Genomic DNA, 23,594 nt, shown 5'->3' with positions numbered 1-23,594 from the left:
GTCGGCCGCGCGTGGGCGTACGGTCTCGCCGGTGGCCAGGAGTTCCGCGGCGGGCGCGTTCGGCGAAGGCGGTGGCGCCGAAGCCGCGCAGCATCTCGTGCGCGGTGCGCAGGTGCTCGCGTGCGTCGTGGCGCCGGTTCTCGCGCCGCAGCCATTCGCCGTAGAGCAGGTGGGCGCGGGCGAGATGGACGGCGATCCGGCTGTGTTCGAGGTGCTCGATGGCCTCGCGGTACAGCCGGTCGGCGGCCGGGCCGTGGCTGAGCAGCGCTTTCGATCGGGCCAGCATGCCGAGGGCCCAGTCGGTGCCGCTGGCGCCGGCACGTTCCTCGAGCCGGCGTAGCGCGGCCGCGGCCGCGTCGGGAGCGTCGCCCCGGGCGCCCGCCTCGACGAGCTCGACGAGGGTGAACCCGAAGACCGCCAGGTCCTCGTGCTCCCATCCCCGTTCGGCGCTGGCCAGGGCGTCCTGGTACCGGCCGAGGCCGTTGTACAGCACCGCGAGCAGGTAGTCGGCCAACCCGATCGCCCGCCCCTCACCCCAGGCGGTCGCGTCCCGGGCACCGGCCCGGATCAGCTCCGCCGCCTGCGGGTCCTCGCCACGCCAGGCGACGAGCAGGAGCCAGGGGTACCCGAGGGGCGAGTTACCGGTCACCGCCGTGATGGTGTCGGATTCCTCGATCAACGCCGAGGCCAGGCCGAACTCTCCGGCGTGCAGGTGCAGGACCGCGCGGTAGGAGAGGGCCAGGGGAAGGAAGTTGAGCGCGCCGGCCTCGCGGGCCGTCCGGGCCGCGTGCGTGGTCAGCTCGTGCCACGTGTCGTCGTCCCACATGTCGCCGGCGACCAGCCAGGTCAGCCACAGCCAGCGCATGATGTCGTCCTCGTCGCGTTCGGCGGCCCGCCGGAATGCCCGCAGGGCGCGCTTCAGCTGCGGCGCACCCTCGACGTAGCCCTCGACGAACCGCGTCGCCAGGCCATCGAGGAGGACGTCCGCCGGCCGTGCGGGTCGCGGTTCGCGCAGGGCGGCGCGGGCGGCCTCGGCCACCTTCCGCATCTCGACGCCTCCGTTGAGGCGGCCGGCGAAGACCGCCGCTCCGATCGCTTCGAGGTACGCCTCGCGCGTCTGTCCGTCGTCGACGCTCTCCAGCCGGCGGGCCGCGTCGAGCAGCAACGGCAGGGCGTCCCCGCCCCGCCGCCGCGCGAAGACGATCTGGGCGCGGAGCCGGGCCAGCCGCCCGCGCCGGAGCTCGTCCAGCGGGCCCAATTCCGCGGCGGCGAGGAGTTCGAGAGCCGCGTCGGGGGCCCCGGCCTCGAAGGTGGCCTGCGCCGCGGCCACCGCTCGCACTCCGCGGTCGGCCGGATCGGGCGTCAGCTCGGTCGCCCGCCGCAGGAACGCGGCCGCCGCCGCGACCCCGCCACGAGCCTGGGCCCGGCCGGCCGAGCGCTCCAGCTCGCCCGCCACGGCCTCGTCGGGCTCGACCGCGGCGTGGGCGTGATGCCAGGCTCGCCGATCCGGGTCGGCGCCGGGGTCGGTCGCCTCGGCCAACGCCCGGTGCACGTCCTGGCGCTCTCCGGGATCCGCCGCGCGGTAGGCCGCCGAGCGCACCAGCGGATGGCGGAACCGTACCCGGGCGCCGAACTCGATCAGCTCCGCCGCCTCGGCGGCCTCGGCGGCGTCCGGCCCGATGTCGAGCCGCTCGGCCGCCCGCCGCAGCAGCGGTACGTCGCCCACCGGCTCGGCGGCCGCCGCCAGCAGCAGCCGTTGCGCCGCACCCGAAAGTGACTCGATACGCCGGAGAAAACTCTGCTCGATCTGACTCGCCAGTGGCCGCGCGTCCGGGCGCCCGAACCCACCGGCCAGCTCCGCCGCCCTCAATCCCCGGGTCAGCTCCAGCAGGGCCAGCGGATTTCCGCGGGTCTCGGCCACGATCCGGTCCCGGACGCGCTCGTCCAGCCGCCCGGGGACCACCGAATCCAGCAGCGCACCCGCATCGTCGTCCTGCAGACCCCGGACCACGAGCTCCCGCAGCCCCACGAACCGGTCGTCACCCGCACCAACTGTCGACACCCGAAGGGCGAACACCAGCACCACCCGCTCCGCGAGCAGGCGCCGCGCGACGAAGGCCAGCAGCTGCGCGGAGACCCGGTCGAGCCACTGGGCGTCGTCCACCACGCAGACGAGCGGCTGCTCCTCGGCCGCCTCGGCCAGCAGGTTGAGCACCGCCAGCCCGACCAGGAACCGGTCCGGCGCGTTCCCCGCGCGCAGCCCGAACGCGACGGTCAGGGCGTCACGTTGCGGTCCGGGCAGGCGATCGAGATGTCCCATCATCGGTACGCACAGCTGGTGCAGCCCGGCGAAGGCCAGTTCCATCTCCGACTCGACGCCGGCGACCCGCAGGATCTGACATCCCGCGGCGCTGTCCACCACGTACTCCACCAGCGCGGACTTGCCGATCCCGGGCTCGCCGCGCAGCACCAGGACCCGGCTCTGACCCGCCTGGGCGTCGGCCACCAGTCGATCCAGTGCCTCGCACTCGCCGTGCCGGCCACGCAGCCCACGCCGAGGATCGCCGCTCGACATCCACCACCCCGCAGGTCAAGGGAAGCCATACCCTGATCAACTCGGGGTCGTCCCCATGATGCACCACGCGGGCGGGGACCGACAGTCAGCCGACCGCCGCCCCGGCAGTGCCGGGTCGACCGCCGATGAGCACGTCGATGAGGTGCGCCATGTCGCCGGCTCGCGCCGCTTCGAGGAAGGCGTCGAGCAGCCCGTCTCGTTCCGCCGGATCGACCGGGTGGTGCCGCTTCTCGGTGAGATGCCCGCGCGCCCGGCGCGCCAGCTGCCGCGCGTTGGCCTCGCTGAGCTCAAGGACCTCGGCGATGTCGCGGAACGGATAGGCGAACGCCTCGCGAAGCACGTAGACGGCGCGTTCGGCGGGGGACAGCCGTTCCATCAGGAGCTGGACCGCGAACCCGAGTGCCTCGCCGCGTTCCGCCTCCAGCGCCGGGTCGACGGATGCGAGCACCCGTTCCGACAGCCATCCGCCGGCGCTGACCTCACGGCGAGCACGGGCCGAGGTCGCCACATTGAGTGCGACCCGCGTCGTGATGGTCACGAGGAACGCGACCCGATCCCGGACCCGTGCCCGATCCGCGCCCTGCCAGCGGACCCACACGTCCTGAACGACGTCCTCGGCGTCGGACGCACGACCCAGCATCTGGTAGGCGATGCCGAACAGCCGCGTGCGGACACCCTCGAAGTCCGCTGCCGCCACGAGCCCCGGTGACCCGGTCCTCACGTCCCCCATGATCCGACGATCCGCGACGTCGACGCTGGGCATGCGCATGACGATCTTCCCCATTCCCGGTAGTCCGGACCGCCGGGACCGGACCCTCGTGCTCCGGCCCCGACTCGGTGACCTAGCCACCGTCGTCCGGCACGGGTGCCGGGCGCGCCCGTGCAACCCCGGGTGTATCCCCGGGCCACGTGCGGCCCGGGTCATGGCCGGCCCGGCCGGGGTACGGGCTCCTGGCCGCCGGGGATGGCCCGGGGGCCCGGCGAGCAGGAGACCTCGGTACCGATCGGGCTAGGTCGTGATCGCGTCCACGGCCTCGAGGATCGACGCCGTCACGGACTCGGGGCGGGAAACGCTGAGTGCGTGGGACGCGCCGGCCACCTCGCGTACGCCCTTGGCCCGGCCCGGTCGGCCATGAAGCGGTGCAGGGCGACCGGGATGTTGCGGTCCTCGTCGCCGAAGACGAACCAGGACGGGATCGACCGCCACGCCGGGGTGTCCGTCGGCAGCCCCGCGGTGAGGGCGATCTCGGTGACCGGGCGCTGGGTGCTGCCCGTCACAGCGGCCTGGACGGCGGGCAACTCGGCGGCGAACTGGTGGTGGAAGGCGTCCGGCCGGATGGTGAACTCGTTACCTCCGGTCGCGACGGGATGGGCGGTGAGATTCTCGCCGAGGGTGCTGCCGGGAAATCTGGTCGACAGCGCGAACGGGCGGCCGCGTAGGCCTGCTACTTCTCGTCCACATCGAGCTTGCTGACCGGAGCGGCCTGAACGTCGTCGAGCACCTCGCGGGCGCGGTCGGGCCCCAGCTCGTACAGGAAGGGGGGTTTGGCGGTGGCGTCGGCGAACTCGCGGGCCGCCGGTTCCAGGATGTGGTTGCTCATGCCAGCCGAGACAGCTCAGCCTTCGGGTTTGTGACAGGACGGCCGGCGCACGTCACGAATTCGGCTCCTGCGCTGTCTGTGCTGGGTGAGAACACCGACGGACGGTGCGGCTGCGCACGGGCTGCGCGGCCGGGCCAAGGAGTGCGCGGTCCTCGACCGGATGGTCGCCGAAGTACGCTCCGGCCAGGGGCAGGCCTTGCTGATCCGTGGTGACGCGGGTGTCGGGAAGTCGGCTTTGCTCGACTACGTCGTGGAGCGTTCGACCGGATGCGGGGTCGCGCGTGCGACAGGTGTCGAATCCGAGATGGAGCTACCCTTCGCAGGTTTGCATCAGCTGTGCGCGCCCATGCTGGACCGTCGCGATCGCTTACCGGTTCCGCAGCGAGAGGCGCTCGCTGTCGCGTTCGGCCACAGCGCCGGAGGTCCGCTGGACGGATTCCTGGTCGGATTGGCCGTGTTGAGTCTGCTGACGACGGCGTCGGAGGACAGGCCGCTGGTGTGCGTGGTGGACGACGCGCAGTGGCTGGATCAGGTTTCCGCGCGGACGTTGACGTTCATCTCGCGGCGTCTGGCCGCCGAGCGGATCGGTGTGGTGTTCTCGATGCGGGAGCCTGCGACCGGGCCGGCCTGGCGAGGTTTGCCGGAGCTGGTCGTCGGCGGCCTGGCCGACGAGGACGCCCGCGCGCTGCTGGACTCGGTCGTCCCCGGCCGGCTCGACGAGAGGGTGCGGGATCGGATCGTCGCCGAGACGCGCGGCAACCCGCTGGCACTGCTGGAGCTGCCGCGCGGGTTGACGGTGGCCGAGATAGCGGGTGGCTTCATGCGTCCTGATACGCGACCGCTGTGGAGCCGGATCGAGCGGAGCTTCGCCCAGCGGATCGGATCGCTGCCGTCGCCGACCCGGAAGGTGTTGCTCACCGCGGCGGCTGAACCGGTGGGTGACGTGACGTTGCTGCTCCGCGCGACGAGGCTGCTGGATCTTTCGATGTGCGCGATCGTGCCGGCGGAGGCGGCCGGGCTGATCGAGCTGGGTGTCCGGGTGCGGTTTCGGCATCCGCTGGTGCGGTCGGCGGTCTACCGTGCGGCGACGCCCGCCGACCGTCGCGACGTGCACCGGGCCCTCGCCGAGGCGACCGATCCGGCTGCCGACCCCGATCGGCGCGCCTGGCACCGGGCGCACGGGGCGGCCGGCGCCGATGAGCGAATCGCCGCCGAACTGGTCAGCTCCGCCGACCGGGCGCAGCGCCGCGGTGGTGCCGCGGCCGCGGCCGAGCTGCTGCGGCACGCGACCGAACTGACTCCGGATCCGGCGACGCGGGCGATCCGCGCACTGGCCGCAGCCCAGGCGGAGCTGCAGGCCGGCGCCTTTGGGACCGCGCTGAAGCTGCTGCGCGGGGCCGAGGAGGGCCTGGCCGACGAACTCCACCTGGCGCGGGTGAGTCTGCTGCGGGCACAGCTCGCCTTTGCCTCCGGTCATGACATGACCGCGCCGCGCCTGCTCCTCGAAGCCGCCCGCCGGCTCGAACCACTGGACGGTGCGCTCGCCCGCACCACGTACCGCGACGCGATGGCGGCCGCCATGTTGGCCGGCGGGTTCGCCGACGACGCCGGGTTCCTCGAGTTGGTGCGCGCGGTACGCGCGGCGCCGAGGCCGGCGCGGGACCGTCCCGGCGATCTGCTGCTGGACAGCCTCGCAGCGTTGTTGACCGACGGGTACGAAGCATTCGTACCCCTGGCGCGGGCGACTCTGTCGGCGTTCCGCGGCGCGGACACCTCGGAGGCGAGCGAGCTGCCCTGGTTGTGGCTGGCGGCGATCGCGGCCGCCGATACCTGGGACGACGAGAACTGGTCGACGCTGACCGCTCGGCACGTCCAGGCGGCGCGGGATGCCGGCGCCCTCAGCGAACTCCCGCTCGCCTTGAACTCGCTCGTCGTCGTGCGCCTCCTCGCCGGCGAGCGCGCGGCGGCCGCGGCACTCGTCGCGGAGATCCAGGCGATCGGGGAGGCGACCGGGCGCGGGCTGGCACCGTACGGTGCACTCGCGCTGGCGGCCTGGCGCGGGGACGAAGCCGCGGCTGTCCCGTTGATCGAGGCGAGCAGGGCCGACGCGGTGGCCCGCGGCGAAGACACCGGGGTCATGGTTACGCACTGGGCGCGGTCGCTGCTGCTGAACGGACTCACGCGGTACGCCGAGGCCCTCCCGGCGGCCCGCGCCGCGGCCGAGCATCCGCTCGAGTCCGCCGTCGGCTACTGGGCCCTGGTGGAGCTGATCGAGTCGGCCGTTCGCAGCGGCCGGCCGGAGCTCGCGGCGGGCGCGTACGAGCGCCTCGCGGCGACGACCCGAGCCTGCGGGACCGAGTGGGCGCTCGGTGTGCGGGCCCGATCGGGTGCGCTGCTGGCTAGGGGAGCCGCGGCGGAGGCTTTGTACCGGCGGGCGATCGAGCACCTCGGCCGGACCCGGCTGCGGATGGAGCTGGCCCGCGCTCGGCTGCTGTACGGCGAGTGGCTGCGGCGGGAGAACCGGCGCCAGGAGGCACGCTGCCAGCTGCGCGGCGCCTACGACATCCTCACCGCGGCCGGCGCGGACGCCTTCGCGGACCGCGCCCGCCGCGAGCTGGCCGCCGCCGGCGAGGCGGTGGCCGAACACGTCAGTCCTGCCCGGCGACCTCGCTGAGGCGTACGGAAGGACCGGTTTTGGTCTCCTTGAGGGGCAGCATCAGGAGGATGGAGAGGAGCAGGAGGACGGCCAGGGTCGTCGCCACCATGATCTTGTCGATCGTCGGGAAGACGTCCAGGTGCAGCATGTGCCACAGGAAGTGGATCGCGTTGTAGATCAACCAGGCGCCCCCGGTCACCATCATGGCCTCCCGGGTCGGGCGGCGCAGCGCCCACACGCTCAGCACCAGCAGCGCCAGGTTGAGCGCCCCGGTGTCGCGGGCCAGATGCTCGTTGTACGGGCCGAGCGCCGCCACCCAGTGCAGCCCCGGCCCCGGGAAGTCGTTGTAGAACGACAGCGGGAACGCCGCCGCCCACACGCCCTGGTATGCCGCCGCCACCGCCAGCACCCCGGCCATCCAGCGCTTGGCCGCTACCGTCATCGCGACGCCGCCCACTGCTCGAAAGTGATCTTCCCGCTGTGGAACTCGCCGGCCGGCAGCACGCCACCGTTCGCCATAGCCTTGCCGACCGGCACCGTCAGCACCAGCTTGCCCTTGCCCCTGGCCAGGCGGCGCATCATCGATGCCATCTTCAGCACCTCGGGACCGGCCAGCTCGGTCGCCCGCCCCTGGGCTGGGCCCTCGGCCAGCCGAACGAGCTCGGCGGCGACCTCGGAGGCGGCGACCGGCCGGCTCACCATCAACGGCGCCACCTTCACCGGGCCGGGCACCTTGTCGAGCATCTGCGCCGCGAACTCGTGGAACTGCGTCACCCGCAGCAGCGTCACCGGGATCGGACCGGCCAGCGCCAGCTCCTCCTGGCGGCGCTTGCCGATGTAGTAGCCCGAGTCGACCCGGTCGACCCCGACGATCGACAGGACCACGTGGTGGCGTACGCCCGCCCGCTCCTCCGCCGCCAGCAGGTTGCGCGTCTCGGTCTCGAAGAACTCCACCGACGCCTTGCGGCTGAGCGTCGACACGTTCGCCACGTCGATCACGACATCCACACCGCGAAGCGCGTCGTCGAGCCCGGCCCCCGTCATCAGGTCGACACCACCCGACCGGGAGATCACCACGACCTCGTGGCCCCGCTCGCGCGCCCGCTCGACCACCAGCTTGCCGACCCAGCCGGTTCCCCCGGCAACAGCCATCTTCATCGCGTCTCATCCTCTCGCGTGCACTCGGCAAACAAGACAGGGACGAGGGGCTGAATGTGACAGCCTCGTCCCGGCGCAGCGGGCGACTGTCCGGATCCCGCCCCCGCGGGGCATCATGGGACAACCCGGGTGATCAGGGCCCCCTTGACCTGCGGAGTGGTGGATGTCGAGCAACGCGCCCCGGCGCCGGCTGCGTGGCCGGCGCAGCGAGTGCGAGACGCTGGATCGGCTGGTCGCGGACGCCAAGGCGGGTCGGAGCCAGGTGCTGGTGTGCCGTGGCGAGCCGGGCGTCGGCAAGTCCGCGCTGCTGGAGCACGTGGGGCGCGCGACAGGCTGCCGGACACTGCGGGCTGCCGGCGTCGAGTCGGAGATGGAACTGGCCTTCGCCGGGCTGCACCAGCTGTGCTTGCCCGTGACGGGGCTCCTCGATCGCCTTCCGGGCCCGCAACGCGATGCCCTGGCCGTCGCATTCGGGCTGCGCGCGGGGACCGCACCGGACCGTTTCCTGATCGGGCTGGCGGTGCTCAGCCTGCTGGCCGAGGCGGCCGAGGAGCAGCCGCTCGTCTGCGTGGTGGACGACGTCCAGTGGCTCGACCGGGTCTCCGCGCAGACCCTCGCGTTCGTCGCGCGCCGGCTGCTCGCGGAGCGGGTGGCACTGGTGTTCGCGGTGCGTACGGCGACTGTCGGCTCGGGCAACGAGCTGGTGGGGCTGCGGGAGCTGGTGGTCCGGGGTCTGAGCGACGGCGATGCGCGGGCGCTGCTGGAATCGGTGGTCCCCGGACGGCTGGACGAACGCGTCCGGGAGCGGATCGTCGCCGAGACCCGCGGTAATCCGCTGGCCCTGGTGGAGCTGACCCGGGGGATGACGGTGGCGGAGCTGGCCGGTGGGTTCGGGCGTCCCGACGCGCGGCCGCTGGCGGGGCAGATCGAGCAGAGTTTCCTGCGGCGCGTCGGGTCGCTTCCGGCTGAGGCCCAGCGTCTGCTGCTGGCGGCGGCCGCGGAGCCGGTGGGCGACGTGCCGTTGCTGCGGCGGGCGGCCGAGCGGCTCGACATCGGGCCGGATGCTGCCGGGGCTGCCGAGGCGGCGGAGCTGATCGAGTTCGGTGCGCGGGTGCGGTTCCATCATCCGCTGGTGCGCACGGCGGCCTATCGCGCGGCTGGCCCCGCGGAACGCCGGGACGTGCACCGGGCGTTGGCCGAGGCGACCGATCCTGAGCTCGACCCGGACCGCCGGGCCTGGCATCGCGCCCAGGCCGCGGTCGAGCCCGACGAGGCCGTGGCGGGCGAGCTGGAGCGCTCGGCCGGCCGGGCCCAGGCCCGTGGCGGGGTCGCGGCGGCGGCCGCGTTCCTGCGGCGGGCGACCGAGCTGACGCCCGATCCCGCCGGCCGCGGCGCGAGGGCGGTGGCTGCGGCGCGGGCCACCTTCGAGGCCGGGGCTCCTGAGGTGGCGCTCGAGCTCCTCGCCGCCGCGGAGTCGGGCCCGCTGGGCGACCTTCAGCGCGGGCGGGTGACCCGGCTGCGTGGCCAGATCCTCGTCGCGCGGCGGCGGGGCGGGGACGCCCTGCCGTTGCTGCTCGACGCGGCCCGCCGGCTGGAAAGCGTCGACGACGGACAGACGCGCGAGACCTACCTCGAAGCGATCGGAGCGGCGGTCTTCGCCGGCCCGCTCAACGGGCGCGGCGGGATGCGGGCGGTGGCCGAGGCCGCCCGCGGCGCGCCGCGGGGACCGGAACCGCCACGGCTGGTGGACGCGCTGCTCGATGGCCTGGTGACCCGGTACGCCGAGGGCTACGTCGAGGGTGCGCCGCTGCTGAAACAGGCCCTGCGGTCGGTCCGGCGGGACGCCGGCCGCGACGCGGACGCCAGCATGCGCTGGCTGTGGCTGACCTGGCTGGTCGCCGGCGACATGTGGGACGACGAGGCGTGGCACGAGCTGGCCACGCACGCGGTCCGAGCGGCCCGCGAGGCCGGCGCGCTCAACTTCCTTCCCCTGGCCCTCTCCTACCGCGCGGTCCTGCACCTGCACTGCGGCGAGTTCGACCTGGCCGCAGAGCTGATCGAGGAGTCCGACACCCTCATGGAGGTGATCGGCCGCTCAACCCTCGGGTACGCGAGGCTGCTGCTCAGCGCCTGGCGTGGCGAGGATGCCCGGACGCCGGAGCTGATCCTGGCCGGCATGCGGCACGCGACGAGCGGGGGCGAGGGACGAGCGATCGGCCTGGGCCACTGGCTGCTCGCGGTGCTGTACAACGGCCTCGGCCGGTACCAGGACGCCCTGGCCAGCGCCGAACGGGCCGGCGAACACGACGACCTGGCGAGCTACGGCTTCTCCCTCGTCGAGCTCGTCGAGGCGGCCGCCCGCACCGATGCCCCCGAAGCGGCCGCGGCGGCACTGCGGCGCATCGAGGTGCGGGCCACCGTCAGCGGCACGGACTGGGCCCTCGGCATGCTGGCCCGGTCGAAAGCGCTGCTCAGCCACGGCCCGGCCGCCGACCGGCTGTACCGCGAGGCCATCGAGCACCTCGAACACAGCCGGATCGCCGTCCATCTCGCCCGCGCCCACCTGCTCTACGGCGAATGGCTGCGGCGCGAGAACCGGCGCCACGACGCACGCGAGCACCTGCGCACCGCGCACGAGATGCTGCGCGGCTTCGGCGCCACCGCCTTCGCCGAACGCGCCCGCCGCGAACTCCTGGCCACCGGCGAGACCGTACGCCCACGCGCGGCCGACGTCCGGGAGGCCCTCACCGCGCAGGAGACCCAGATCGCCCGGCTCGCCGCGGCGGGCAAGACGAACTCCGAGATCGGCGCCGAGCTGTTCATCAGCCCCCGCACGGTCGAATGGCACCTGCACAAGGTCTTCACGAAGCTCGACGTCACCTCACGGAACAAGCTCCGCGCGACGCTGGCCGGCGCTTGACCACGGAGATCCGGCGGCCGGTGGGACCGATCACGGTGGCCGAGCTCGGCCACCGTGGTGGCCCGGGCAGGCGCCCGCCCGCGCTCATGGGACGACCGGCCCCCGCTGGCGTACGCGGTGCGGCCTACGGCGCGGTGACCCGGTCGCCGGCGGTCTGGAGCAGGCGCAGCGGGATCGCGTCCGCCATGGCCCGCATGCCGTCGTCGTTGGGGTGCAGGTGGTCGCCGCTGTCGTACCGCGGGAGGATCCGCGACGGCTGCGCCGGGTCACGGACGGCCCGGTCGAAGTCGATGACGCCGTCGTATTCGCCGCTCGCCCGGATCCACCGGTTGACCGCGACGCGCTTGGCCTCGTTCGCCTCGCTGTAGTAGCCCGGGATGGCGGTGTCCTGGAACGGGGTCATGGTGGCGCCGAGGATCCGCAGGCCGCGTTCGTGCGCCCGGGCGATGAGCTGCCGGTATCCGAAGATCATCTCTTCGGCGGTCACCGCCTCCGACGGCGGCGCGATCGAGCTGGGCTGCCCGATGTCGTTGATGCCGAGCAGCACGATCACGCAGCGGGCGCCCGGCTGGGCGAGCACGTCCCGGTCGAAGCGGTTCAGCGCGCTGTCGCCGAAGAGCGGCCCGATGCCGGAGAACGGGCTGCCGGGCAGCGTGTTGCCGTCGTGCAGCAGCCGGTTGCCGCCGATGCCCTTGTTCAGCACGCCGAGATCACGCAGCGAAGCCTGCCCCCGCAGCCGGCGGGCCAGGAAGTCGGGCCATCGGTGGTTGGCGTCGACCGTGGTGATCGCGCCGTCGGTGATGGAATCGCCGAAGGCCACGACCGAGGCGGCCCGGGGCGCGGCGACGCTGACCCCGGAGAGGAAGTGCCAGGACGTCGTGGTCGTGGCGCCGGTCAGGGTGGCCGAGCGGGTGACGTTGCCGGCGGCGACGTAGTTGGTCTGGAACGCGGAGCCGTGCACGGTCGCGGCCGCGGTCCGCTCCGGCAGGTGGATGCTCACCACAAGATCGGACAGCGCCGGTACGGGCAGAGCCACGGGATCGCTGAGCGCGGGTGCGCCGGGCGGAATGCTGAACGCCGAGCGCCCGCCGAAGGTGAGCCGGCGGTCGGTCCCGGCCACGATCCGCGCACCGCCGGCGCCCCGGGCGATGCGCGCTTCGCCGATCACCAGCGGCTCGGTGCCGTACTCGTTGGACAGCCGGACGCGCAACGACCGGCCCGCGATGCTGGTGTGCACGATCTGGCGCAGCGTCTGGTCGGCGAAGAAGGTCGCGGGCTGCGGCGGGGTGGCCGCGCCGGTCACCGCCGTGCTCCAGGTGCCGTTCCAGGCGGCCGGCCGATCGGCGGCGACGGCCGAGCCGGCGAGGGTGAGGGTCGCGACGCCGAACGTCGCGACCGCAGCGGTGCACAGGCGCCGGAGCCCGGTGGTGGATGCGGTCATCGTTGACACCTCCCTGTCCAGACCCACCCCAGCCCAGCCTCGGAGAGGTGTCAAGACATTGACGGCCTTCAGTCTGGCCGGCTGCTGAGCCCGAGCGGCCACCCGGCTGCGGCGGCCGGTACGAGCTGACCGTGCTCGGCGCTGCTGCCGGATCTTGTGGCGGCGTGGTTGGCTCCGTGCCCGCGCGCCCGCCCCGCCCATTTTGGCCAGCACCCGGACGCTGAGCTCATCCTGTCCCTGCCGGGACTGGGTGTGATCCTCAGCGCCCGGGTGCTCGCCGAATTCGGCGACGACCAGGACTGCTACGCCTCGGCGAAGGCCCGCGAGAACTGCGCCGCGACCAGCCCGATCACCGTCGCGTCCGGCAAGAAGAAGACCGTCATGCCGGCTCGTCGGCATCCTGCACGGCTGCCTCAAAACCGGCACCCTCTACATCGAGACCACCGCCTGGCCTCACCACCTCAACAAGGCCGCAGGTTGACGCCCAAGCTCCTGGGATGCCTTTGCTCTGCTTCCCGACCCTGTTGCCTAATTCTGTCTACGCGGCGAGGGTGAGGTCGAGTTTGTTCAGGTGGGTGGTTCGGGTGCGTTGGAGGGGTGTGTTGGTCCACCAGGCGTGTAGGCGGATGAGGTTGATCGCGGTCGCGGCGAAGGTGTGTTCGAGGGTGACTTTGCTCAGGCCGGTGTAGCGGGCTTGGTGGATGCCGGTCACGGCGGTGGTTTGGTGGATGGTGGCTTCGATCCCGGCGCGGGCGCGGTAGGTGTGTTTCCACGCCGGGGTTTGTTGCTCGGCGCGGGCCTGGCGCAGGGTGTCGTGCAGGTGGCGGGGTTGCAGCGTCAACTGTCGGCCGGAGCGCTGCGAGCGGGTGCACGCGGTGCGGGCCGGGCAGATACTGCAGGTGCTGGTCGGGAAGCGGACCACGATGGCGTCGTGGCCGTTCTGGCGGGTGGGGTGCCAGCTACCCGAGTGGTGGCCTTGCGGGCAGGTCGCTTGCTGGTGGTCGAAATCGATGGTGAACGCGGCCTGGGTGAAACCGTTGTGAGTGCGGGCGGGGTGGCAGGAATCACCACGCATCGGGGCGATCAGGCTCACCTGGTACTCGGTGCGGCAGGCCAGCAGGTTCGTCGTGGAGGGGTAGCCGGCGTCCATGAGGTGTTCGGCCGGTAGCAGACCCCGACCGGCGAGCATGACATGGATGGGCATCGTCATCGTTGAGTCGGCCACCGCGGCGTGGGTGGTGACCACGTTCGTGATCAGGTTCGGTGGGCGGGTGGGATCGGTACCACCGCCGGGGGTGGGGGTGTTGTCGCAGGTTTCACTGATATGGACTTTGTAGCCCTGCCAGCGGTGGCCGCGTTTCTCGCTGTAACGGGCATCAGTGTCATACGGGGAGATGATCCTGGTTCTGCCCGGCAGGCTCACCGTCGATATCGGCGTCCCGCCAGATCACCTCCCGCCCAGCCTCGCCGCGAACGTATTGCTGGATCCACACCTGGCGCAGCACCTCGACGGCGGGGATCTCACCCAGCCAGGGCGGGGCCTGCCCGTCGAAGACCGCGGCCAGCAGTTGGTAGCCGTCCGTCCCGACCTGGGCGGCGAGTTTCCGCCGGCCGGGCTGGTCTTTCGGCAGCCGCCATTCATCGATCCGGGCACCGTATCGTCGGACCATCGCCGCGTCGACGTGCTCAGCCGCCCACCGCGGTGCCGCCACCGTCAGGGCTTCGAGGGCCGCCCGCAGCGTCTCACCGACCATCTCCAGACGGTTGAGATCACGAACCGCGGCCATCACATACGTCGCGTCGGTGCGCAGCCGACCCCGGGCTTTGACCAGGCCCTGCTCGACCAGCCGGTCCAGGAGGATCTGGAACGCCACACCCTGCAGGTCATGGGTGACCAACCGGGTCCGGAACTGTGACAACACACTGAAATCAAAACCCGGATCGGTCAACACCAAACCCAAACAGTATTTCCAGTCGATACGCCCCCGGACCGCGTCAGCGGCCTGCCGGTCGGTGAGGTTCTCCGCGAACTGCAACACCGTGACCATCGCCAACTGCCCCGGCGAGATCCCCGGCCTGCCACGAACCCCGAACGCATCGACGAACGCCTCGTCGGTGAAGACCTCGCCCAGCTCATCACGCACCCGCATCGCCAACGTCGGCTTCCTGAACGCCGCCCTAGCCACCGCCGCAGTCTGCTCATCAACCTCCGGCAACGGACGCGGACGCATCGACACCGCTACTCACCTCACCCAGGACACCAACCACCAACGACGACCTATCCTCACCGGGCAGAACACCCACGTCACGGACCACAACCGGCGCGCCGCGAATTAGGCAACAGGGTCCTTCCCCATCGGAAACACCCCTCGGCCGACGCCCGGCAGCAGCCGAAAAGCCGACGCCCGGCAGCAGCCGGAAAGCAGAACCCGCACATTCCACCCGGTGTTTCCTATCGGGAAGCAGAGCAAAGGGCCGGCAACCACCAACACCCCCGCCGGCCGGACCCGGCCGCACCGGAGAACAAACGCCGTAGCAGGACTGGCGTTGGGGGAGAGCGGCCGGCCAGCAGGGCTGGCCCGGGTGCGCTCTGCTGGCCCGCTCGGATCTCTCGGTGCGGATCTTGTGGTGTAGCCGGCGCGATCTGGCACGACCGGCACACCGACCAGGCGATCATGCGTTCCCTCACCGCGTGCGACCACTGACCCACCTGGAAACGCTCATCTAGCTGGGGCCGCGCGGGCTTCGGCCTGCTTCGCACGCGCGTGCTACCCGCTCGGCTGTTGGCGAATTCCGGCTGGGCCGTATCTCAGGCGCTTGTTCACCGGTGCGAAGCAGTAACGGAGTGGGGACGGACAGTTCGTGCGGGTCTTCGCGCCCGGGATGCGTCATCCTGTTCGGCGTCTATCAAAGTGGGCTAACGGGGCGTATCCACCACGATTGGAGACCGATGGCGACCGTGCTCATTGTCGATGACGATCCGATCAGCCGGGACTTTCTACGCACCCTGCTGGGCTACCGGGGGCATCAGGCCTGTGAGGCCGCCGACGGCGACACCGCGCTGATGCTGGCCCGCCGGCACCTGCCGGATGCGGTGATCACCGATATTCTGATGCCCAACCTGGACGGCTACGACCTGGCCCGGATGCTGCGCAGCCAGCCGGCGACCAGCCACCTGCCGATCGCGTTCAGCACCGCGCACTACGGCCACGAGGAGATCGAGCCCATGGCCCGGGCCTGCGGGGTCCGGGATGTGATCTTCAAGCCGGCGCAGCCCAACATGGTGCTGGCGACGATCGACGCCCTGCTGGGCGCCGACAGCGCCGTCCCTCAGGGGCAGTCCGGTGACCTCGCCGGAGCTGTCGGAGCTGTTGAGGACGGCGACGGCGACGTCGCCGTGCAGGGCCAGCAGCCCGGGCGGGCAGCCGACGAACCGGCGGCGCACTGGCGGGGGCTCGCCGCGGACTTCGCTCACCGGCTGGCCGAGACTCACCGGCTCACCCGGTCCGGCACGTGGGATCTCGACCCGGCGACCGGCATGATCATGCTGTCGTTCGGACTGTGCGACCTGCTGCGGCTGCCCACCGGCAGGGTGCTCATCGAGCAGTTGCGGCAGCGCGTGCATCCCGAGGATGTCGCCAAGCTGGCGACCATCGCCGGGAACACCTGGCGCACCGGGGTGCCTGACCGCACCGAGGTGCGAGTCGCGGACATGGACGGCGCGGTCCATGAGCTGATCGTGTCGTGCCGGGCGACCGCGCCGGGGCGGCGACTCGCGGACACCCCCCGTACCGTCTGGGGGGTTGCCCAGGATGTCACCCAGGTCCGGCACGCCCAGCGCGCCCACCTGCAGGCGCAGGCCGAGTGGCACGCGGAGCGCCGCGCCGTTGACGCCATTCACCGGGCCGTGCTGCCCTCGGCGCTGCCCACTGTCGCCGGGGTGAGCCTGGGCGCGATCTACCGGGCCGCTCCCGAACGGCTGGACATCGGCGCCGGCTGGTATGACGCGCAGCAGATCCACGACGGTCGCATTCTCCTGTCGGTCGGCGAGGTGGCCGGTCACGATCAGCCGGCCGCCGCCGCGATGGCACCGATCCTCGCGGCGCTGCGCGCCTACGCCTTCGACGATCCCGAACCGGTGCGCCTGCTGACCCGGCTCAACCGGCTCCTGATCGGCAGCGGCCAGGGCGACATGTTCGTCACCACCGTCGTCGCGATCTACGAGCCCGGCACCGGTCGCCTCCGCATGGCGAACGCCGGCCACCCCGTACCCATGGTGTTCTCTCCCGGCGGTGCCGCCGGACCCGCCTTCGCCGCGCTGCGGCGACGCGGCCCGGCGCTGGGGGTCTTCCCGGACGCCGAGTTCATCGGGCAACACCTGACCATGGCACCGGGCGCGGTGCTGTGCGCCTACACCGGTGGCTTGACCGACCGGCACAGCGGTCCGACGGCCGCCGACGCGCTGCGGCTGCCGGCCGCCGTCGCGCAGGCGCTCGGTGACCTCGCGGCCGACCAGCCGCATCGTCCGCCGGATGCCCAGGACCTGGCGGAGCGCATCGTCGGGGAGGTGCTCGGCGGCAACCCGGCGGACGATGACATCTGCCTGGCCGTCCTCTGGGCCACGGAGGACGGCATCTGAGGGCGACCCGGTATTTGAAGGCGGCAAGGGCCGCTCGGCATCTGAGGGCGGCGAGGCGGCTCAGCGTCGATCCGCCGCCAGGGAATCGTCCACGAGACGGAGCAGGTCGTCGATCTCGTACGGTTTGGTCAGCCACCACTGGGCACCCTGGGCCAGCAGCCGGTGATGGACCGCCGGATCGGTCTCGCCGCTGACCACGATCACGGGAATCGCCCGGGTGGCCGGGTCGGCGCGGAGCCGGGCGAGCACTTGCTCGCCGCTGATGTCGGGCAGGGTGAGGTCGAGCAGGACCAGGTCCGGGCGCAGCCGCAGGGCGCGGTCCAGGCCGCTGCGGCCGTCCGGGGCGGAGCCGAAGACGACCTCGGGGCGGCTGGCGAGGATCCGTTCAACGAGGACGGTGTTGATGGCGCTGTCGTCGATGTAGAGCACGTGTGACACCGGCTACCTCACCTTCGGCGTAGGACGGGCGTCCAGCACGGCACGGACCTTCTGCGTGATGCCGGAGACCGTGTAGGGCTTTTCGAGGAAGGCGACTGTCGGGTCGTTCCGGGTGAGGGTGAGCACGCCGCGGGTGTGCGCGGAGGTGAAGATCACGGGCAGGCCCGGCAGGATGGCGGTGACCCGGTCGGCCAGCTGCCGGCCGTTCATGCCCGGCATGACGACGTCGGTGACCAGCAGGCTGATGTCCGGGTTCGCGCGCACGATCTCCAGCGCGTGGTGACCGTCGACGCCGGCCAGGACGTGGTATCCGGCGGTGCGCAGAATCCGTTCGGTGAGCCGGCGGACGGCGGGATCGTCCTCGATGAACATGATCGTCTCGGTGCCCGTCGCCAGCCGCTGCGGCGCGGGGTCTGCCGGAGGACCGGCGGGGAGGGCCGCTGTCATCGGCAGGTATACCTCGACGGTGGTGCCCTTGCCGGGGTTCGAGTCGATCCGGATGTGCCCGCTCGTCTGGGTCACGATGCCGTACACGGTGGACATTCCCAGGCCCGTGCCCTTGCCCTGCTCCTTCGTGGTGAAGAACGGCTCGAAGATGCGGGCGGCCACCTCCGCCGACATGCCGCAGCCGTCGTCCGTGACGGTGATCAGTGCGTATTCTCCGGGACCGGCGGCCAGCTGGGTGGCGCCCTCGCCGCCGAGGTCGACACGGTCGGTGGCGATGGTCAGCGTCCCGCCGTCGGGCATCGCGTCGCGGGCGTTGACCGCCAGATTGACGAGGACCTGCTCCAGCTGTCCCGGGTCGGCCCGCACGTGCAGCGGCGCCGTGGTGCCTGCCACGACCAGCTCGATGTCCTCCCGGATGAGCCGGCGCAGCATCCCCTCGACTCCGCTGACGAGGCCGACGACGTCGACCACCCGCGTCTCGGCGGGCTGGGTCCGGGAGAACGCCAGCAGCTGGCGCGTCAGCGCGCCGGCCCGGGTCGCGGCCTCGCGGATCATGGTGAGGTCGCGGGCGGACGGCTCGTCGGCCTGGGCGAGCAGCAAGGCCGCGTAGCCGTCGATGACGGTCAGCAGGTTGTTGAAGTCGTGGGCCACCCCGCCGGCGAGCTGACCCACCGCGTCGAGCTTCTGCGCCTGGCGCAACTGTCCCTCGATGTTCTTCTGCTCGGTCACGTCGGCGACCATCGCGAGGACGCCCTCGTCGTCGACGCGTGCCGTCAGCGCGATCTGCGCGCACATCGCCTGACCGCCGGTGCGGGGCAGCCCCAGCTCGAGTCGGCGGGTGCCGCCTTCCGGCACCCGGGCCAGCTCCCGCTCGACGGCGGGCCGGTCGGCCTCGGCCAGCAGGTCCAGCACGGGCGTGCCCGGCAGGTCGGTCACCTGCCGGCCCAGCATCGCGGCGAAGCGGTTGTTGACGTAGCTGATCCGCCCGGCGCCGTCGAGGAGCAGCACGCCGTCGCTCGTGGTCTCCACGATGCCGCGGTAGCGCTCCTCGCTGGAACGCAGGGTCGCCTCCGACGCCTGGCGCAGCCTGAGGTCCTCGAACACCGCCGCGCCGCGCACCAGCGCCGGGAACCGGCCGCGGAGCGTCCAATACCAGACCGCGAGCGCGGCGGTCACGAGATCCCAGCCCGCGATGGAGAAGCTCCCGAACGCGTGGCGCATGGCCATTCCGGCATGTATTTCCCCGGCGAAATAGGGGCCGAAGTAGGGAAGGAGCAGATGCGCGGTGTGGGAGCCGTGATGCACCGCGCAACTGAAGAAGATCGCCGCCGTCGCCAACCCGAGCGGATTGTTGCGCCACTGCCGTGACTGCCATAACCCTCGCCCGATAGCGAAGGAGATCGCCAGGTAGGCGAAGAGAATAATCGCGTTCGCCAAAGCGGTCAGCTGCCACCAAGCCACGGTTGCACCACCAGACCACGCCGACGGGCCGACCCACCCGGCCGACCAGGCCACACCATATCCAGGTGTGGATGCCCGGAACTATCGCCCGATCGAGGTACCCCGCGAGCCGGGCGGTCAGCCGCCACCCGGACGCGACAGGTCGTTGATCATCGACAGCAACTGCCGGGCACTTTCCTGTACGAGCGTGAGCTGGCGCTCCTGCTCGTCGTTGAGCGGACCCGGAAGCCGCAGCAGCAGGGTGCCGGTGAAGCCGATGACGGCCTGCAGCGGGGTGCGCAACTCGTGACTTGTGCGCGAGGAGAGGACACCTTGGGTGTGGCTGTCTCCGGCGGTCGCGCGGACGCCGCGGGAAGCAGCGGCGACACCGACGATCTTGCCCGTCCCGTCGGTGACCGGCGAGACACTCAGCCGGACCAGCACGGCGCTCCCGTCGCGGCGGACCCGCTCGGTCACGTACTGGTCGAGCTGTTCGCCCCGGGCGAGCCGGCGCAGAACGACCGCCTCGCCGGCCCGGCACCCGGCGGGGTAAAGCGTCTCGGCGCGCCTGCCGATGATCTCGTCGGCGCGATATCCATAGAGCCGTTCGGCCGCCCTATTCCACGTCGTCACCACGCCGTCGAGCGTCCCGCCGACAATCGCATCATGCGAGGAACGCACGATATCCGCGAGCGCGGCATCCTCATCGGCCATGTGACAAAGCCTTCCGCGAGCTATTTTGACTTTCGCGGAAATAGGCTAGCCCCGTGCTATTCGAGCGCACAAGGGAGGCCGCGCGCATCGGTCAGGAGCGGTCGTCTTCGCCGGCCTGCGGGGACAGCCCTGGGCTGATCCGGCGGAGCTGCTCGCAGCCCGCCTCGTGGAGCGCGCCGTCGAGCTCGCGGAGCTTCGGCATGCTGCCGACGTCGTTGGTGGCGGCGCCCGCCGGGGGCGCCGCCACGGTCAACGATAGGTGACCATCAATGCGAGTAGAGTTCCACCTCGTAGGCCGAGAAGCCGTACGTGGTGGCCCGGGTCTGCCCGGTGAGCCGGACGTATCTGGCGTTGGCGGCGGTGAAGGCGACGTTGTCCAGCCCGCCGTTGGCGCCGGTCACGGCCGCGACCTGGGTCCAGGTGGTGGCGTCGGTGGAGACCTCGATCTTGTACGCCGTGGCGTACGCGGCCTCCCAGTTGATCACCATTCTGGCCACCGGCTTCACGGCTCCCAGGTCGACGCGCAGCCACTGATTGTCGGCGTACGAGCTGGCCCAGCGGCTGGTCAGGCTGCCGTCGACGGCGTTCGAGGCCGGATAGCCGGACTGGATGCTGGACGCCGTCGCGGTCTTGCCGGCCGCCAGGTTGGTCAGGTCGTCGCCGCGCTTGGCCGGGAACGAGACGACCTGCTGGTACGTCGGGCGGTTCTGCCACCCGATCAGGCGGTGCTTGATCCCGCCGAGCGGTGACTGCACGATGGCGTCGGCACACCACTGGTCGGCGGCGGCACAGAAGGCGTCCTGGGGATAGGTGGTCGCGGCCGGCTCGGCGAGGGCCGCGGTCAGGCTGGACAGCAGCGCGGTACGGCAGGCGGCCACGGTGCCGCCGCCGCAGTACTTCTTCGACCACTCCGGCACGGTGTCACCGAGCACCGCGCGCAGGTCCTTCTCCACGTAGCCCCACCAGCCGTACTGGAAGGAGGAGCCCTTGTGGGCCTGCGCCTCGTTCGCGGCGGTCGGCAGGTCGGAGGCCCGGCCGTGCTGCTTGCCCGACGGCGACTCGTTGATCTGCATGGTGTTGACCAGGGCCTGGTAGAGGTCGTCGCCGAGCGGCGCCTCGAACTGGGCCGACACCAGCAGCGGCCACCAGGCGTCGAAGATCCGGATGGCCTCGGCGTCCTGGTAGACCTTGCTGCCCGCGGCGGTCTCGATCCGGTGCGCGCCGCGCTGCAGCCAGGCCCGCAGCTTCGTCACCGCGGCGGCCTGGGCCGAGTTGGTGACCGTGCTCGTGTCGATCACCCGGAGCAGGTCGTCGAGCACCTCGGTGCCGCGCAGGTCGGTGGTGCCCGCCGACTCGACGACGCTGAGCAGCTTGGCCCGGTCGTACTTGGTGCCGGCGGCGATCCCCGCCTTGATCGGCTTGTCGAGCAGGTCGGCGCGCTGGATCGCACCGAAGCTGTAGTTGCCGTCCGCCGCACTGTGGTCCGCCGCGGCCTTGTTGTTCCAGCTCACGAAGTAGTCCTGGTTGACGGCCTGGGGATGGGCCGCGTTCGGCTGGTAGGTGGCGACGTTGGTGGCCGGGTTCCAGCCCTGCCACTCGTACGCCGGCTGGGCCCGGGTCGGCAGGTTGGGGTCGGCGCCGGCGGCCCGCACCGGGTGGGCGCCGGACATGAAGTACGCCGAGTCGGTCGAGTTGACGTAGAACCAGTTGAACGCGAACGGGATGTTCGACGCGGAGGCGGTGAACGCGGCCGCCGTACCCATCTGGTCGGGTTCGTTGAACATCATGAAGCCGAGCGCCGAGTCGGCCTCGTGCCGGTACGTCGAGCGCAGGCTGGTGAACGCGACCGGCTTGCCATCGACCAGGCCCCGCCAGGTGACCAGGCCGTAGTTGGTGCGCAGCATGGTGAGCCGGTAGGAGCCGGCGGCGGTGGAGTCGGCGGTGGTGGGCGCCCACGAGTTCGACTTGGACAGCGGCTCCATCGCCAGGCACTGGCCGTGGTAGAGGTAGCGGGTGGAGGCCGTGGTCGGCGTGCTGCCGTCGCTCTCGCAGAGGTCGACGGCGAAGGTGTCGGTGATGTCCTGCACCGAGGAGGTGGCGCTCCAGGCGTAGTCCGGCCCCCGCCCGAGCAGGGTGTAGAGGTTCAGCCCCGAGAAGGCGACGCCCCGGCTGCTGATCCCCGGGCCCTGCAGCTCCTGCAGCATCAGCAGCTGCGGGGCGAAGTAGCCGGTCTGCGGCCCGAAGACGGCGATCGGGTGCCCGGTCGCCGAGTGGGCCCCGGAGATCACCGCCGCGTTCGACATGCCCCGGTGGCTGTCGTCCACGGTGAGGCCGCTGAGCGAGGCGGCGATCGTGCTGGTGCCCGTCGTGGTGGCGGACGCCGCCGAGCCCGTCTTGTCGTAGACCAGTTCCTCGGGGGTGGCGGTGCCGGCGTCCGGCATCGCGACCCCGGCGGCGGCGGGGTTGCCGCCGCCGTACGGGAACGACTGGCCGTTGTGCAGGGTGAGGACGGCCTCGGGATCGTTCTGCGAGCGGAAGTTCGACCAGACCTGGTCGCCGATCGTGTTGCCGTACTTGGCCCGGGAGGCGATCCGGACCAGCGCCGACTGCATCTCGGTGCCGCCTCCGCCGCCGAACAGGCCGCCGATCACGCCGGCGACCGCGACCAGGTCGGTCAGCTGGAAGGGCTGCGGGCCGCCCGCGTTGGTGACGGAGTCCAGGTGGCCGGTGAGCACGTACTCGCCGGGGCAGTCCCGGGCGGCCATGCACACCACGATGTACCTGTTGATCCCGGCGATGTAGGCCTGCACGTCGGCGTAGAGCTGGGCGCCCCGGGTGCCGGACACCCGCAGCGCCTCGATCTGGGCCTGCAGATCCGCCTCGGTGTACGGCGAGCTGCGCCACACGCTCTGCTCAAGGGCGCGGTTGCCCGCCGCGCCGCCCGCGAACGGGGTCAGCTCGCCGCGCGCCACGTGCCGCATCAGGTCCATCAGGAACAGCCGGTCCTCGGCACCGGCATATCCCGCGCCGAACATCGTCCCGGACCGGGTCGTGCCCGTGATGTGCGGGACGCCGAGCGCCTTGTCGCGCACCACGGTCACGTCGGACCGCGGCGAGTAGCTGCGCTCGACCTGGCCGGCCGGCACCCCGTACGCGCTGTCGTTGAAGAAGGTGTTGATCTGCTGGCCGGTCAGTCCGGTGTAGCTGTAGGCCAGGTTGGCGTAGCGGTCCAACTGGTCGTCGGAGTGCGGCGGCATGGTGCCGAACGCCTGGTTCGCCAGGACCTGGACGAGGTCGGCGTCGCCGTTCTGGCCCGGCGGCAGGATGTCGGAGCACTCGCCGAGGCAGTAGTCGCTGGGCGAGAAGGCGGCAGCCGCCGGAGTGCTGGTCATGGGGTTGACGAGGACTGACAGAACGAGCGAGGCGGTGAGCAGGGTGCTGAGCCTCGTGAAGCGTCGGCGCATGGCCGTGTCCCTTCCAGGACGCACGAACACGAAAAGGTTTCATGAGTTTTACCACCCTGTTCACGTTCGGGCCATAGTGCGACGACGGTCGATTGAAGACG

At 71.7% G+C, this 23,594-nt stretch carries 18 protein-coding genes; 4 read left to right on the top strand and 14 right to left on the bottom strand.

From position 1 onward, the window contains the following. From DMB66_RS29895 to DMB66_RS29880, 4 genes are all read right to left on the bottom strand, one after another. The coding region (locus DMB66_RS29895) for an AAA family ATPase (RefSeq protein WP_233624930.1) at window positions 1–2,506 on the bottom strand (2,506 nt) is incomplete at its 3' end. Window positions 2,507–2,660: 154 nt separating this feature from the next. After that, entirely contained in the window at window positions 2,661–3,305 is a 645-nt protein-coding gene (locus tag DMB66_RS29890; RefSeq protein ID WP_125807456.1) for a sigma-70 family RNA polymerase sigma factor, read from the bottom strand. Window positions 3,306–3,625: 320 nt separating this feature from the next. Further along, a complete protein-coding gene (locus DMB66_RS62815; RefSeq protein ID WP_199752687.1) occupies window positions 3,626–3,853 on the bottom strand; it encodes a hypothetical protein in 228 nt (75 codons plus the stop codon). Between the two features lie 167 nt (window positions 3,854–4,020). Next, entirely contained in the window at window positions 4,021–4,176 is a 156-nt protein-coding gene (locus DMB66_RS29880) for a hypothetical protein (protein ID WP_199752686.1), read from the bottom strand. A gap of 85 nt (window positions 4,177–4,261) precedes the next feature. Here DMB66_RS29880 and DMB66_RS29875 point away from each other — a divergent pair, with 85 nt between their 5' ends. Then, entirely contained in the window at window positions 4,262–6,850 is a 2,589-nt protein-coding gene (locus tag DMB66_RS29875) for an AAA family ATPase (RefSeq protein ID WP_125807455.1), read from the top strand. Here the strand turns inward: DMB66_RS29875 and DMB66_RS29870 are convergent. Further along, the gene (locus DMB66_RS29870) at window positions 6,825–7,274 is read right to left on the bottom strand and encodes a hypothetical protein (RefSeq protein ID WP_125807454.1); all 450 of its coding nucleotides are present in this window, start codon (window positions 7,272–7,274) and stop codon (window positions 6,825–6,827) included. The two genes, DMB66_RS29875 and DMB66_RS29870, sit on opposite strands and share 26 nt — an antisense overlap. Then, window positions 7,271–7,990: an SDR family oxidoreductase gene (locus tag DMB66_RS29865; RefSeq protein WP_125807453.1), complete on the bottom strand. Its 720-nt coding sequence runs from the start codon at window positions 7,988–7,990 to the stop codon at window positions 7,271–7,273. Before DMB66_RS29865 ends, DMB66_RS29870 begins: the two co-directional genes overlap by 4 nt. A gap of 163 nt (window positions 7,991–8,153) precedes the next feature. Here DMB66_RS29865 and DMB66_RS29860 point away from each other — a divergent pair, with 163 nt between their 5' ends. Continuing rightward, window positions 8,154–10,910 (top strand): LuxR family transcriptional regulator, encoded by a 2,757-nt coding sequence (locus DMB66_RS29860; RefSeq protein ID WP_125807452.1) that lies wholly within the window; start codon window positions 8,154–8,156, stop codon window positions 10,908–10,910. 124 nt (window positions 10,911–11,034) lie between these two features. Here the strand turns inward: DMB66_RS29860 and DMB66_RS29855 are convergent, their stop codons facing one another. After that, window positions 11,035–12,351: an SGNH/GDSL hydrolase family protein gene (locus DMB66_RS29855; protein WP_125807451.1), complete on the bottom strand. Its 1,317-nt coding sequence runs from the start codon at window positions 12,349–12,351 to the stop codon at window positions 11,035–11,037. A 156-nt stretch (window positions 12,352–12,507) separates the two neighbouring features. On the opposite strand from DMB66_RS29855, the gene DMB66_RS29850 reads away from it, so the two are divergent. Continuing rightward, entirely contained in the window at window positions 12,508–12,906 is a 399-nt protein-coding gene (locus DMB66_RS29850; RefSeq protein ID WP_370319459.1) for a transposase, read from the top strand. On the opposite strand, the gene DMB66_RS64160 is transcribed toward DMB66_RS29850, so the two are convergent. Both DMB66_RS64160 and DMB66_RS64155 read right to left on the bottom strand, forming a co-directional pair. Then, on the bottom strand, window positions 12,890–13,774 hold the full coding sequence (locus DMB66_RS64160; RefSeq protein WP_233624929.1) for a transposase: 885 nt from the start codon (window positions 13,772–13,774) through the stop codon (window positions 12,890–12,892). The genes DMB66_RS29850 and DMB66_RS64160 overlap by 17 nt on opposite strands. Beyond that, window positions 13,734–14,501, bottom strand: coding sequence for a transposase (locus tag DMB66_RS64155; RefSeq protein WP_233624928.1), 768 nt, complete (start codon window positions 14,499–14,501; stop codon window positions 13,734–13,736). Before DMB66_RS64155 ends, DMB66_RS64160 begins: the two co-directional genes overlap by 41 nt. A gap of 800 nt (window positions 14,502–15,301) precedes the next feature. Between DMB66_RS64155 and DMB66_RS29840 the strand changes: the two genes are divergently transcribed. After that, window positions 15,302–16,990, top strand: a complete 1,689-nt coding sequence (locus DMB66_RS29840; protein ID WP_125807450.1) for a fused response regulator/phosphatase — start codon at window positions 15,302–15,304, stop codon at window positions 16,988–16,990. 60 nt (window positions 16,991–17,050) lie between these two features. Here DMB66_RS29840 and DMB66_RS29835 read toward each other — a convergent pair whose 3' ends face one another. The 5 genes from DMB66_RS29835 to DMB66_RS29820 all read right to left on the bottom strand — a co-directional run bounded on the left by DMB66_RS29835 (window position 17,051) and on the right by DMB66_RS29820 (window position 23,493). Then, window positions 17,051–17,428 carry a PleD family two-component system response regulator gene (locus DMB66_RS29835; protein ID WP_125807449.1) on the bottom strand — a complete coding sequence of 126 codons (378 nt, stop codon included), beginning with the start codon at window positions 17,426–17,428 and terminating at the stop codon, window positions 17,051–17,053. 3 nt (window positions 17,429–17,431) lie between these two features. Continuing rightward, a complete protein-coding gene (locus DMB66_RS29830) occupies window positions 17,432–19,336 on the bottom strand; it encodes a PAS domain-containing sensor histidine kinase (protein WP_125807448.1) in 1,905 nt (634 codons plus the stop codon). A gap of 117 nt (window positions 19,337–19,453) precedes the next feature. Next, on the bottom strand, window positions 19,454–20,029 hold the full coding sequence (locus DMB66_RS62810; RefSeq protein WP_125807447.1) for a PAS domain S-box protein: 576 nt from the start codon (window positions 20,027–20,029) through the stop codon (window positions 19,454–19,456). A gap of 91 nt (window positions 20,030–20,120) precedes the next feature. After that, a complete protein-coding gene (locus DMB66_RS61475; protein ID WP_158647406.1) occupies window positions 20,121–20,276 on the bottom strand; it encodes a hypothetical protein in 156 nt (51 codons plus the stop codon). A gap of 19 nt (window positions 20,277–20,295) precedes the next feature. Beyond that, window positions 20,296–23,493: a penicillin acylase family protein gene (locus DMB66_RS29820; protein WP_125807446.1), complete on the bottom strand. Its 3,198-nt coding sequence runs from the start codon at window positions 23,491–23,493 to the stop codon at window positions 20,296–20,298. Between the last annotated feature and the right edge of the window lie 101 nt (window positions 23,494–23,594).

Source organism: Actinoplanes sp. ATCC 53533, from assembly GCF_003947245.1.
The sequence above is the reverse complement of the archived record's forward strand: the minus strand, read 5'-3'. Positions and strand labels throughout refer to the sequence as shown.

Bases quoted from the DNA above. Each gene is read 5' to 3' on its own strand.
- DMB66_RS29820 (WP_125807446.1), bottom strand. From the start codon at position 23,493: ATGCGCCGACGCTTCACGAGGCTCAGCACCCTGCTCACCGCCTCGCTC.
- DMB66_RS64155 (WP_233624928.1), bottom strand. From the start codon at position 14,501: ATGCGGGTGCGTGATGAGCTGGGCGAGGTCTTCACCGACGAGGCGTTC.
- DMB66_RS29880 (WP_199752686.1), bottom strand. From the start codon at position 4,176: ATGAGCAACCACATCCTGGAACCGGCGGCCCGCGAGTTCGCCGACGCC.
- DMB66_RS29870 (WP_125807454.1), bottom strand. From the start codon at position 7,274: ATGACGGTAGCGGCCAAGCGCTGGATGGCCGGGGTGCTGGCGGTGGCG.
- DMB66_RS29890 (WP_125807456.1), bottom strand. From the start codon at position 3,305: ATGGGGGACGTGAGGACCGGGTCACCGGGGCTCGTGGCGGCAGCGGAC.
- DMB66_RS62810 (WP_125807447.1), bottom strand. From the start codon at position 20,029: ATGGCCGATGAGGATGCCGCGCTCGCGGATATCGTGCGTTCCTCGCAT.
- DMB66_RS29860 (WP_125807452.1), top strand. From the start codon at position 8,154: ATGTCGAGCAACGCGCCCCGGCGCCGGCTGCGTGGCCGGCGCAGCGAG.
- DMB66_RS29855 (WP_125807451.1), bottom strand. From the start codon at position 12,351: ATGACCGCATCCACCACCGGGCTCCGGCGCCTGTGCACCGCTGCGGTC.
- DMB66_RS29865 (WP_125807453.1), bottom strand. From the start codon at position 7,990: ATGAAGATGGCTGTTGCCGGGGGAACCGGCTGGGTCGGCAAGCTGGTG.
- DMB66_RS29840 (WP_125807450.1), top strand. From the start codon at position 15,302: ATGGCGACCGTGCTCATTGTCGATGACGATCCGATCAGCCGGGACTTT.